Annotated in this window: 14 protein-coding genes; all 14 read left to right on the top strand. The window is 34.9% G+C overall.

Going from position 1 to position 12,959, the window contains the following annotated elements; genetic code table 11:
• The first annotated feature begins 2 nt into the window (after positions 1-2).
• Complete coding sequence (locus ACNFU2_RS06530; RefSeq protein WP_418124264.1) at positions 3-1,013, top strand: hypothetical protein; 1,011 nt, start codon at positions 3-5, stop codon at positions 1,011-1,013.
• Positions 1,013-1,522 (top strand): hypothetical protein, encoded by a 510-nt coding sequence (locus ACNFU2_RS06525; protein WP_418124263.1) that lies wholly within the window; start codon positions 1,013-1,015, stop codon positions 1,520-1,522. Before ACNFU2_RS06530 ends, ACNFU2_RS06525 begins: the two co-directional genes overlap by 1 nt.
• Before the next feature lie 4 nt (positions 1,523-1,526).
• A complete protein-coding gene (locus tag ACNFU2_RS06520) occupies positions 1,527-2,090 on the top strand; it encodes a hypothetical protein (protein WP_418124261.1) in 564 nt (187 codons plus the stop codon).
• A gap of 2 nt (positions 2,091-2,092) precedes the next feature.
• Entirely contained in the window at positions 2,093-2,404 is a 312-nt protein-coding gene (locus tag ACNFU2_RS06515) for a hypothetical protein (protein WP_418124259.1), read from the top strand.
• Between the two features lie 48 nt (positions 2,405-2,452).
• The gene (locus ACNFU2_RS06510; RefSeq protein ID WP_418124257.1) at positions 2,453-3,133 is read left to right on the top strand and encodes a hypothetical protein; all 681 of its coding nucleotides are present in this window, start codon (positions 2,453-2,455) and stop codon (positions 3,131-3,133) included.
• Positions 3,134-3,263: 130 nt separating this feature from the next.
• Positions 3,264-3,797: a hypothetical protein gene (locus ACNFU2_RS06505; protein ID WP_418124255.1), complete on the top strand. Its 534-nt coding sequence runs from the start codon at positions 3,264-3,266 to the stop codon at positions 3,795-3,797.
• Positions 3,798-4,055: 258 nt separating this feature from the next.
• The gene (locus ACNFU2_RS06500) at positions 4,056-4,697 is read left to right on the top strand and encodes a thymidylate synthase (protein ID WP_418124253.1); all 642 of its coding nucleotides are present in this window, start codon (positions 4,056-4,058) and stop codon (positions 4,695-4,697) included.
• A 254-nt stretch (positions 4,698-4,951) separates the two neighbouring features.
• The gene (locus ACNFU2_RS06495) at positions 4,952-5,536 is read left to right on the top strand and encodes a hypothetical protein (RefSeq protein WP_418124251.1); all 585 of its coding nucleotides are present in this window, start codon (positions 4,952-4,954) and stop codon (positions 5,534-5,536) included.
• Positions 5,529-7,064: a hypothetical protein gene (locus tag ACNFU2_RS06490; RefSeq protein ID WP_418124250.1), complete on the top strand. Its 1,536-nt coding sequence runs from the start codon at positions 5,529-5,531 to the stop codon at positions 7,062-7,064. The genes ACNFU2_RS06495 and ACNFU2_RS06490 overlap by 8 nt, the downstream gene beginning before the upstream one ends.
• Before the next feature lie 331 nt (positions 7,065-7,395).
• On the top strand, positions 7,396-7,695 hold the full coding sequence (locus tag ACNFU2_RS06485; protein WP_418124248.1) for a hypothetical protein: 300 nt from the start codon (positions 7,396-7,398) through the stop codon (positions 7,693-7,695).
• Between the two features lie 4 nt (positions 7,696-7,699).
• The gene (locus ACNFU2_RS06480) at positions 7,700-9,031 is read left to right on the top strand and encodes a hypothetical protein (RefSeq protein ID WP_418124246.1); all 1,332 of its coding nucleotides are present in this window, start codon (positions 7,700-7,702) and stop codon (positions 9,029-9,031) included.
• Positions 9,032-9,056: 25 nt separating this feature from the next.
• A complete protein-coding gene (locus ACNFU2_RS06475; RefSeq protein WP_418124244.1) occupies positions 9,057-9,947 on the top strand; it encodes a DUF6712 family protein in 891 nt (296 codons plus the stop codon).
• A 218-nt stretch (positions 9,948-10,165) separates the two neighbouring features.
• Positions 10,166-10,582, top strand: a complete 417-nt coding sequence (locus ACNFU2_RS06470; RefSeq protein ID WP_418124242.1) for a hypothetical protein — start codon at positions 10,166-10,168, stop codon at positions 10,580-10,582.
• Positions 10,575-12,959: a hypothetical protein gene (locus tag ACNFU2_RS06465; protein ID WP_418124241.1), complete on the top strand. Its 2,385-nt coding sequence runs from the start codon at positions 10,575-10,577 to the stop codon at positions 12,957-12,959. The genes ACNFU2_RS06470 and ACNFU2_RS06465 overlap by 8 nt, the downstream gene beginning before the upstream one ends.

Genomic DNA, 12,959 nt, shown 5'->3' with positions numbered 1-12,959 from the left:
ACATGCCAGAAAATATTGATGTAAATGCAATCAAGAATGAAGTAATTCGCTATGGTAAAGCCAACCCAATGGCTTTAACCCCAGCAGTTTTATCAAAAGACATTCTCTTAAATCAGCTCGCAAAGCCATTATCTAAAGTAAAAGGAAAATGGTCATTTCCTTCTGTTTTAATGACAAACTTGATCCAGGCTTTCTCTGATAAGTGGACCGCATTCGGATCTATTCAGTTCAATAACAAAACTGCGAAGAACTTCCATTTAAAAGTGAATCTTCCAATCAATCCTTATGAAGTCTACGGCTCATGGGTTGAGGATATGTGGGAAGAAGATAAAAAGCCTAATGAAATGCCCATTTCCAAATATATTGTGGATATGATTGGTGGCAAGATGACCTCTGAGTTATCAAATGTTTCAATTACGGGAAAATTTGATCCGGCGCAGGTAGGATCTCCAAATCCAGACTCAGCAAAGGCATTGGATGGTATTAACGAAGTAGTTGCGGGAATTGCTGCAGATACTACAAACCCAGCTTTCTTCATACCTATCGATGCAGCTTTGGCAAATGATCCAGTTGCTAAAGTAAACGCATTTGAAAGAAGTTTTCCTGCAAATGCAAGTATTTCTAACATCCTAGTTCCTTTTGAAGTCTTCCAGGATTATGTTGAAGCTCGTGAAACTCCTTCTGATCAAGTTATTGATTATAATGCTGCTTACAGGAAAAAAACAAAGTACGGAAGAAACCTAATCGGAGTTCCAGGATTAACCAAAATGATTGCATGGGTTGATGGAAATCTATTCAGATTGTATGATAGAAAAGATAATCCTGCTCAGATTGATGATGTTCAGATCCAGGATTATGATATGAAGATTTTTATCCAGTTTCATTTAGGGTATGATTTCGCGGTCAACCAATATGTATTTGTTGAAACTTCTGATGCTACAAAGAAAAGAGGTCTTAATAATGCTGCTCAAAATAAGCTGTATTACCCTAACGAGTTAAAACTTACTGTGTAATGGAAAAGAAGATCACTGAAAAAAAAGCCGCTCCTCTAATTGAGGAGCAGCTTTCTGAAAAAGAAGCAGAACTGAAGCTCCAGGCTGAAACTTTAGCTCAAGAAAAACAAGATTTCGAAAAAGAGAAAAAAGATTTTCAAGAAAGTGTTCTTTCTGAAGCTAAAAAGTTAGCTGAAGGTTTTACGGATCTGGAGGAAAAAGAAAAAGAATTCAATGAAAAGGTTGAAGGATTTAATTCTGACGTCGAAACTTTAAATCAAGAGAGAATAAAATTCGAAGCTGAAAAAGAAGAATTTAAAAATCATACTGATTCCACAAGTCAAGATATAAAAGAGGCTATAGAGCCTTTGAAATGTACTTACGATGATGAGGAATATCAATTCGACGTAGATGCTCCGGAACTTATCCTTTTTGATGGGAAAGGCTGGAAACACCAAGAGATTATTGACAACGAAGATGTGCTCCTTCAGATCATTGGAGGAGGACTTGGTTTAATCAACAAAATTTAATAAGATGGCAGATAATTGTTCATTCGCAACGGTAAGAACCGAAAATATGGGTTATTGCCCAAATAATGAAGTTGTGGGAGGTGTAAAAGCTAACGTAGCATACATTCCAATGGCTCAACTTAAGACTGTAACAAAGCCTACAGTTATAGAAACAACCTCATATGCTGATAGTATCACAATTCCTGCAACGGGACTTGTTCCGGATACTGGAAAAGGATTTAAAGAAACTACTTTGGTTATCGATGAAAACGAACTAAAAAGTAACTTAGTTGGTAATAAAGGTAACCTTAAAGATCAAGCTCAGTTTGATGGAATGCTTCCTAATTTTATTAAAAGAAACGTAGGTTTTATTAAAAGACATAAGAACACACCTATGTGTTATGTTATTACAGATAGTACAGGCCAGAAATGGGCTTTACTTGATGCATATATGACAAAGGCTGATGCTACAACTGCAAAGAAATACGAAGAAAGTGCTGGAACAGCATTTAACGTAATTTCAAATGGTCCTTTATATGCTTATGATGGTCCTATTACAATTTTAGCAGACGAACCTGTAACTCCGTAATTATGTCTGATACAAATCAATTTTTAATACTTACTGTAACTAAAGGATCTGTAATGATCGGAGTGGATGGTTCAAGAACTATATTGGAGGAAGTTCCAAAAAACGCTTTAGAACTTTGGGAGGCTGGAAATTATGCTTTTTGCTTAAAAAAAGATAATGCAGCTGACTTACTTAAAGATTATTCAAGCGAACAGATCCAGAGCCTAATTGATGTAAGAACTCCTTTAGGATACAAAGCCGAGCTGGAGACCTTGAAGTCATTACTGAAGAGTTCACCAAAGGGTCAGGTTCCTGCAGAAGTCAAGAAAAAATAATTTAAACAAAATAGAATAAAACCTCCTGATCCGGGAGGTTTTTTTATTATGAGAACACACGCCGAAAATATAGAATTGTACCTTTCTTCAGGAGGAGATCCGAGACTGGCTAAACTTCATAAAACTTCTACTTTACAAAATAGATCCAGGATAGTCTATCTCCTTTCAAAACTTCAAAAGATAGAACCTAAAGCCACATTTGAAGAAAAAAAAGTCATTCCGGAAAAAGAAATTTCAATAAAATTAGATCCAGAGACACCTAAATTTATTGGGAAAATAATGCAGTTTCCTGTAGAGCTTCATTCTACCTATAATGAAACTATAGATATTTGGTTTAAGTACTGCAGTTTAAAACTTGATCTTAACAAGGTTGAACGTGCAGAAGAAAAAAAAGCCCTTGAGATCCAGAATAAAATTATTGATCTGTTTAAAAGATTTGATACCTGTAAGAAAATTTTAGATCATTATCTAATTCATAAGCATATTTTACCCACTGAAAGTAAAAATGATTTTAAGGATTTGACTCCGCTACAGCTGGACCAGGAAAGAAGAAATTTAGAATCTTCGATCAGCCGAAGAAAACAAACTATTCGAAGGATGGAAGAGTCACTTCCTGAAGAATCAGATCCGGTTTTTAACAGAAGAGTAAGCTCTCTTAATCGTAAAAAAGAGCAGCTGCAGGAATTCATATTGGATCATGAAAAAATAAAACAACTATTGCACAATTAGCAGACAACGTTTTTATTTGTTGCAAGGAACATGGCAGAACGTTATTGCTCAGGGCGCGCTTAAACAATGGAGATAACCTGGTACCCGGTTAAATTCCGGGTGTTCCGTTTTTTATCCAAAATGTAAAATTATGTGTACACACAACTACAAAACCGATTGTATTTTAGAAAAGAGATCAATTAATATTAATGGTTTGAGAGCGGAAATTATTGTAGATAACGAAATAAATTGTGTTTTAAATTCTCTGCAAAAATTTAATTTGAGAGCTTTAAAAACTGAACCTGTCGAAGATATGTCTGAATTATTTAAATGCACTGTTGATTATCAACCTGGAAATATTCATGAGACATGTATTTTTAGCTTTCTATTTAAATTTAATCACAGTAGAAATAAAATAAAAAAAATTTTATTACAGGCAGGTGGTTTTATTACTCAAGAAGGGCAGATACCAGAAATAATTAGTTTTAAAGGAAAAATGGGCATTGATGTTTATTTTGTTTTAGATGAGTCAAATTTGATTATTGATACACAATATCTACCGTTGGAAAAAAGGTTATATAATGGAGAATATCCAAGGTTATCTTACCTTAAAGAGTTAATTAGATCGACTGATCTGAATTATTTATTAGAGGAATATATTCCAAATTTTCAATTTGAATACTAACAGCCTTTTTTAAGGCAAAAATCAAATAGATAGTTATGAACTCTCAGCAATACGGCTGAGAGTTTTTTTTGTCCTTTATCTAAAGTGAAACTTAATAGAATATTGTCTGTAATTCTCAATGGAGGAAAATATCCTCCGCAAACCTGAACATCTCACCTTTCAAATTTAGAGCGCAAAAACTCCACGCGGAGGACTTTAGTCTTCTTTGTGAAGTTAACGCGCGTTGAAAGGTGAGAACTACAAAATTATATATAAAAAATGAGAATTAATAAGTATCACGGGATTTTAGAGAAAATTCTTTCCCAGGGAAAAATTCAGGACAATAAAAAGGGTAAAATAACCTATCTCATTAATGAGAAGATAGAATTGAAACCGATAGATCTTTTGGAATTGTTTGAAGGACATGGATTAGCCAAAAAGAAATTAAAAGATGAACTGCAGCTGTTCATGTCAGGTGAAAGATTAACCGATCAATATCGAAGCAAAGGGATATCCTGGTGGGATTATTGTGGTCCTATCCTGGTTAATAGTTATCCAACCTATTTTGAGCAGTTACCGCCCCTTATTAAAAAGATCAATAAGGAAAAACGAAGCTCTAAAAATTATGTTTTGTTTTTAGGATCCAATAATTCTGAAAGCAATCAACAACCTTGTCTTTCATTAATCCAGTTTCAGGTCGAAAAAGATAAATTAGTGATATCAGCATATCAAAGGAGCTCTGATGCCAGTCTAGGACTTCCAAGTGATATTTATCATTTATATCTGATCAGTAAGCAAATAGATTTACCGGTGAAAAGCATTACTTTATTCCTAGGCAATGTTCATATTTACGAAAATAATATTCCTGAAACAGAAAAGCTCCTGATGGGGGAATCTGCTAGATTTAATCTAAATGTGTAGAAATTATTTTTATAATTAAAAAATTGTCAGTATACTAGCAGTCTCAGGCAACTAGCATTGTTGTTATCATAAACTTTTATTCTCCAGCTCGTGCTGGAGAATTTTACAATTACAGTTTCAAAATTGCATCAAATTTTACAATTACACTTTACTGAAATTTTGTAATTATCTAATAAATAATAGGATTACAATATTACACTTTAGTTCCTATTACTGTCCTTTCAGACACTTTTTCAGACAAATATTTTCGTGATATGGATATTGTTAAGTACACGAAAGATAGCGCTTTCCAAAAGATTAAAGCCTGGTATATAGATGAAACATCTGTACAGTTAACACCTGCTGAAGAAAAAAAGAAAGATAGATTAAAACATATCTGGGCTCTAAGATCTGATAATAAATATTCGGCTAAACAAACAATAAGGATTATAGAGCGTGATCATAAAGTTTCACAGTCAACTGCTTACAGGGACTATTCTTTAGCTATGGAGCTTTTCGGAAGTATAGAAAAGGCCGATGCTGCAGCTGAAAAAGTAATTATAGCAGAAGGCTTTCACGATATCTACCTAAAAGCTCTTAAAGCGGGTAAGCTGGAGATAGCATTAAAAGCCTGGACAAAATATGAATCTTTATTTGACTTTCAAGACAATACCAAAGTTGATCCAAGAAAACTTGAAGCTTCTACATATAATTTAAAATTACCTCGAGGTGCTGAAAGAATTTTAAAAGATATGTTTGAAGGAGGTGTAGTTAATTTTAATAACCTGAAGGCAGAGGATATCGAGTGGAAAGAAATTACTGAAGAAGACGAAGACGAAAACGAGGAGGACTATGAGTAATGCCGTACTATATCACAATATGCCCGTCAGGAATATAGAGTTGAATTTAATGCAAGCCGCAGCGGTCTTGTCAAATAAGAAATTCAAAATTCCTAACATCAATATCGAGGCTGCCAGAGGAACGGGAAAGTCTACTGTACTGGGGTGGTTTATAAAAGAAGCTGTAAAGCAAATGCCACGTTCTACCGGTATTATTGTAGGGGAAACATTTGTTCAGATTAAATCCAGAACTCTTCCGTCGACAAAAGAAGGTATGGAGATGTTTGGTCTTTATGAAGGGTTTGACTATGTAGTTGGGAGGTGTGGTAAAGAAGAGGGGTTTGAGATGCCTTTTCAGGCTCCGTCCAATTGGTCGAATGTGATACATTTTAGAAATGGAGCTATTGCGGTTCTGGTATCTCTTGACAATCCAAACTCCGGAAGAGGATTAAATTCTTATTGGGTTATAGGTGATGAAGCTGCACTATTGACTTATGAACGTTTGTATGATAACGTATTGACAACCAATAGAGCAAAGAAGGCAATTTTTAGTAACGCTTCTATGCTACATGCTCAAGTGTTTGTTTCATCAGTTGCAATGACTAAAAAAGGTGAATGGTTCACCAATAGAGAAAAGCTGGCAAAAGAGGATCCTAAAAAGTATTGTTTTATCCAGGCCAATGCATTTGTGAACGCTCATAACCTAAAGGATGGTTGGATCCAGGACATGCAGAAAGAAGCCCTTTCAAAGACTCAGTTCAATGCTGAGATTATGAATATAAGGCCTAGGGGTGTTAAAGATGGATTCTATGCTCAATTAAAGGCTAAGCATTACTATCAACATAAGTATAACATTGATCTAATGGGCGGGGTAACTGAAAAGTTTGTACCGAGCTGTAAGTATGATACTGATCTGATAAAGAATGTTCCTCTCCAATTAAATCTTGACTTTGGTGGAAAGATAAACTGTATGACTGTAGCTCAGTTTTCGGCCATGCAGAACTCGATCAATTTTGTTAAAGAATTCTTCCGGAAGAATCCTGATATCCTGGATGATCTGGTGCAAGACTTTATTGACTACTATGAACCACATAAAGCGAGCAGTAATGTGATTCATCTATACTATGATAGGTATGGAAACAATAAAGAGGCAAATAGTAAAACCACATTGGCACAAGATGTTATCAATAAGCTCACAAAAGCAGGATGGGTGGTGATCAAGAAGACACCGAATACAAACAATCCTCCACATGCTGAAAAGTATCAGCTAATTAATACTATACTTGCAGAAACAGATCACAGACTTCCTTCAATAAGGATCAATGTTGATAACTGTCCTAACCTGATTATTTCGATGGAGAATGCTCCCTTAAAGGGTGATGATGCTTTTGAGAAGGATAAGTCATCCGAAAGGAGTAAGACTATACTGCAGGAGCATGCAACCCACTTCAGTGATACGCTAGATTACAACCTGTACTGGCAGTTCTATCATCTTGTTGATGCGAGATATCAATCATCTTATCCAGTGACCAACCTCATATTAAGCTAATAGGCCTGCAGTAGCAGGCTTTTTTGTGCGAAAACCTTGAAAATGCCCTATTTTATGGCGTTTTTGGCGATTTCTGCCTGCCCCTAGGGGCATATTTCGTGAAAATCGAAAACTGCAAGTGTAGAAAGAGATAAGGCGGCCTGTGGTTAACGCTCGCATAATGATAAAAAACTCTGTTTTGCGCGCATGATTATGAGTTTAATTTATTAATAATCTTTCAATTATGTTTTTTCATCATGAGAATGGAATATGTAAAATGAGAAAATAAATCAATGTCCTTTCTCTGGAAAGCGTTCAGTTTGATATTTGGCTCATGCAAAAAGCAATCTTTTTGAGTCAAGTTCTCACGGAAATGAAAAAACTGGATCCAAATAAAAATCCGGTTCCATTTACAATTTCAGTCAGAACCTATAACAGTCAAAATAAATCCGGAGGAAAATTGATAACATATGAGAATGCAGTTTTGATGCAAGCTCCAAAGACCCCTGGAAAAATCCGATTATCTCAAAATAGAGCTTTTAAGAATCCTAATCACTTCGATAATAGAACCCGGAATATAAAGACGGATGAAGGCATTAAGAAAATTAATATTCTATTCATTATAAAATTTAACGGCTGTGACGTCGTCTAAACTGATGGAAATCTCAAAAGACATTTATGCAGTTGGCGGATTAAATAATAAAACTGCAATTTTTTTTAACAAAACAACAGATCCGGTACACTCCACATTTAAACCAAATATTACTGATTCTTTAATTGGTGGAAAATGGCTTCCGTGGGGTGATAATAATCTCTATCCTCAGGAGTTCGCTGAAAAACTTAAGAAGACAAATATTGCCATAGGTGGTTTGGAAGTTTTAACAGCTGCTCACTTTGGAACCGGATTCCGTCTTTACCAGGGAACAGAAACGGAAGAGGCTATCATTTTTAAGGAAAGACTGGTTGATTCATTTCCTGATATCGCAGTATTTTATTATCGGACAAACTTTAATATTACTCTGTCGGAGATCATTATGGATTATGAGGTTTTCCGTGTTGCATTTCCCGAATATTTACTTTCTCCAAATGGTGATCAGATTATTTCTGTAAGACGTATTAAAGCAGCTGATTGCCGTTTCCAAACTCCGGATCCGAATGGGATTATCAATAATATTGGAGTGAATACAGATTGGGAGAAGTATGATGAAAAAAAGACAACTGTTATTCCTTGTTTTAATGCTAACATTCCAGTTGAAGAAATAAAAGCTTATTGTAAGCAAAAAGGAATCAGAAAATTCACTATTCCTGTTATTGACACCTTATTGGTTGAAAAATCTTATCCATCTGTTGGGTGGCATGCTTCATTCAAAAATGGTTGGGTTGATGTTGTTCTGTCCATACCTGCTTTTAAGAAAGCAATGTTCGAACAGCAGCTGAACATTAAATATTTGATTCATATTTCAGATCAATATTTTTCACATGTTTATGGCCAGGACTGGAACTTGTTTTCTCCGGAGGAAAGACAAAAGAAAAGAACTGAACTTGTAGATCTTATTCATGATAATTTGCAAGGAAATAAAGCTGGAGGGAAATCAATCATTTCACCGTTTTTTATTGATCATTCTACCGGAAAAGAAATAAAAGGAATCCAGATCGAAGAAGTTCCACAAACACAATCTAATGGAGACTTCCTTTTGGATGGTTCTGCAGCTAATTATGAGATTCTAACTGCAATGGGTATTGACCCTTGTTTGATCAGTGGTGGAGCGTTCGGAGGAAAAACACTGAGTGGATCCGGATCAGATAAAAGAGAAGCCTGGACAATTCTTTGTGCTAAACTTCCGATCAAACAAATTCGAACGCTTCAGATTTTTGAAATTATAAAAATTTGGAATGGTTGGGATCTTACTGTGTTTGGAAAGTTTCCAAACATAAATCTGACAACTTTAGACAAAAACAAAAACGGTCAAGAGAAAGTTGTCAATTAATTATGTGTAAAAATGCGACAAAAAAATGGAATATTATATTGATAAAATTACGCTCCCGGAATATTTTATTTTACCTGGAGAATTTGATTGGAATCTGGTTGATCAGGAGCTCGGGTTCTCAGAAATATTTGACATCGTTCCGAAAGAAATTTATTTACAGTTAAAAAAGGAAACTGAAGATAACAAGAAAGAAATTTTTAGGCTTCTAACAAAAGCATGTGTGCATTATTCTTTTATCCTGGCAATTCCGAAAATTAAAGTTCATATCACAAATTATGGCGTACAGGAATTTACTCAAGAGAAATCGAAAGCAGCTCCCTGGTGGGACGTTCGAGATCTTGGATTGTCTCTTTTGAAATTTGCTGATAAATTGTTTTCTGAAGCTCTGACAAAGATTTCAGAAATAGAAGAACTGAAAAATACAATACCTTTTTTTTCGAATGTTTCCGAACATATTAAAACGCCTGCTGAGTTTGAAGAAATTTATCCAATCAAAAACTCTCCAAAGGTATTTAAAATGCTTCTGGCATATTTGGAACAGTCTTATTCTTTGGATATCCTGGATAAAATAAAACCAGAATGTATTGACCAGATCAAAGCAAAACCTGAATTGTACAAATTTTTAAAACAAGCTAATGTGTGTTATGGCTTGTATTACGCTTCATTGATGCCAAATTTCGTTTTTCTGCAAAATGCCATAGCAATACAGTACGAGGAACTTCCGTGGCAGAAATCGCAGGTTTTAAGTCCTGAAATGAAAGCGAAGTCTGGTAAGGATTTTATAAAGCTTGGTGATGCGAGTATGAAAGTGATCACCGATTATATTAAAAGGAATATTGCACAATTTCCATGTTATACGGGACCTGTTCCTGAAAGCAAAATGCAATCCAGGACTTCAGGGATTTACCTTATTTAATGTCCTTTTAGACCGGTAGTGATATCGGTTTTTTTGTGCTTGTAATGAGCTTTGAAAACATAAACATACAGAATATTAATCATTGTCCGGATATAGATTTTATATCAGGTCTTAGAACGAGATTATACTTTGCCCCGGCATCGCATTTTTTCTATACTCCTTTACCTATACCTGGCGAATCTTTTGAAAGTGAAATTATCATAACCAATGAGATTCTTATGAAGAAAAATAAGCAGCTCCGGTTTATTGATATCCTGGTAGATGAAAATGAATTAAGAGTCACCTTGAATGGATCTAAGCAAAGAAAAAGGTCTGTAACCAATCTATCAGTTTTTATTCTGGGGTTTGCTCCATCTGTTCTGGGATTTATACTGAGGTGTAAAAATATACCATTAATTTTTTTTATCGAGGACGCTAATGGAAACAACTGGCAAATTGGACATTCAATCAATCGGGCTTTCATGGAAACTGCAGAAGTTTGGTCGGGTAAAAAATACGAAGACAATTCAGGAGCTGCAGTAACATTAAACTGTAATTCTTCAGTTTTTCTTTATCAAAAGCCTCTTGATCACATTGCCACACCAGGCGATTTCAATAATGATTTCAATAATGATTTTTTTAAACAATATGACTAAACAACAAATTTTAGATGCTATTGCCGAATACATTACAAGTAATGAACTTCAGGAAATAACAGGTCCTATATTGAATGTAATTCTAACTTCGATCGCAAATATTATTCCTGATAAGAATATGTTAACGCTGACTTTTGGAGGTGTTGTAAATCCGTCATCCAATATTGTAGTAACACCAGGTGTTCAAAAATGGTTTTTTGGAAATCCTGGAACCTATTCAAATGCAGGAGGTTTGATACTCGCAGATAAAAAGGTAAACATACTCTCTTATAATGGATCTACCTGGGAAAAGATGGAAGTGAATGTTCCACAGACAGATGAGTTTTCTGAAGCACAGTTTAATAAAGTTGCAAAAACGATAGGCTCATCGAAAGTTTCTTTAATCTCAAAAGATTTATCAACCGTTAGCTTCAGTACATCAATTCCCAGCGGAACCGGATCTTCTATTTTTACCGTAAAACTTGATTCAAGTCAGAATTTATCTAAACTTAGAGTCAAGGTTGAAAATGCAGGAATTGGAAATTTTGTTGCTCGTAGAGGAACATCTATTATTCCAATTAAAGTGGATGTCCCATTAGTTCCTGGGTGGAATGATGTAGCTGTTGATTTTGATGGATTAGCTGATGATTATATAGGTTATACAACATCATCTTCTACATCAAAATTATATTTCATTGATAATAATGGTGGAAACTATTATTCTATAAGTGGAGGAAATATTACAGTAAAAAATGGGAATATTGCCTTAGAGGTTTTTAATAAAGTCTACAATGGAAATACATTGAAAGATGTTTTGCTTGTAAAAGAGATCAACACAAATGACTTTAATCGATTGAATAGGCTAGCCTCTCCAAAATTGAGGAGCCGCGATTTAGGGGTTATTTCATATTTCAATCTTCCTTCTTTACAAGATGCCATGAAAAATAATACCATTTCAATTGATGGAACTTCAATTGTTGGAAACTTTGAATCAAAATCAAAGTACTCATTTTCATTGGGCTTTGTAGTTCGTTTTCCTGATATGTACAGTACAAATGTAACGGTAGCAAATTTTGATTTTGGAAGCTTTACAATGAATATAGTAGCAGGCGGATCCGGTATTGCTATTACTGGAGATGGTTTGATAGCAAATAATATTGCATTTAATTATGCTAATAAATATGTTCATTTCTGTGTTAAGGGTAATGCCTATTTTATGGCCTGTTATGTAAATGGAACTCAGATTGGATTTTTGAATAAAGGAAAAGTAATTTCAAAAGTTCAATTAAAATTTCCGCAAACAAATAATCAAGAAGTTAAAAACATTACTTATTGGAACAGAGAGATCTCTAATGCCAGAATGTTAAAATGGGCTGATTCTACTTTACCTGAAACTTATTTAAATCCTTTTGATTTAACGACCGGAGAAGACAAGGTTTTTCCAACAGAGGGACTTGTTCTTTTACCAAACGCCCTGATTGGAAATCCTTATTTTGAGTATGATGCCGAACAATGTATTGTGAAATTCAAAGGGATATATCATCTTTATTTTTCAGCCCACAAAGCGACCCCAAGTGTCGTTTTAGATAGTGGTATCGGGGTGGCATTATCAACTAGAGTAGATGGTGGATATATGATGTACACGAATGATGCTGTTATTGGGGGAAATCGTAGTAAAGCAGGTGTAACCCGCGCAATGGGTTGCTGGGCTGGTGTCTATAATGATAATGTTTACGTTTTTTCTGCAGTAGATTATAATGTGAATAATGCCGGAAGTAATATTCATAAAAGCTCGGACGGCAAAAATTTTAGTTTAGTTGGCTCTTTTATTTCAGATATGCCCAAAGTTGCAAACATTGGAATATGGCCAGAAAAACAACCTGACGGTTATTTCTATGGGTTAGTAGAAGGTAGACCTGCAGATATATGGGAATTGCATTTGGTTAAATCTCAAAACTTTGAAAGCGGATGGACTACTGTCCAAAAATTACCTAGTCTACAAGTTAAAGCTGGTGGGATGTACGGAGGAGCCAGATTAATGAGATCAATAAATAATGATCGATGGATGGTTTTTTATCATGCAACTCATGATCTAACAGGAAACCTTCCAACAGCTTGCTATTATGCAGAATGTTTTGATGCAGTTCCATTAAACTGGATCAATAAACAGAAATTAATAGAAGTAACGGATGTTATTAAAAATCATGGTGCTACGAATGCCAGTGCGACTACTTCTGATCAGACAGCAACCCCCCATGTCATTGAGGCTGATGGTAAAACTTATATCAGCTATTGTTTAGCACAGAATATTCCTGATCTACTTACCCAATTAAGAATGGTTGAGTTTGACGGAACCAAAGAAGAATTAGTCGGAATTGTACCAGTAAAATATAATTAA

It is taken from the genome of Chryseobacterium sp. PTM-20240506 (genome assembly GCF_048296755.1).
In the GTDB taxonomy this organism is placed as follows: Bacteria; Bacteroidota; Bacteroidia; order Flavobacteriales; family Weeksellaceae; genus Chryseobacterium; species Chryseobacterium proteolyticum.
The sequence above is the reverse complement of the archived record's forward strand: the minus strand, read 5'-3'. Positions and strand labels throughout refer to the sequence as shown.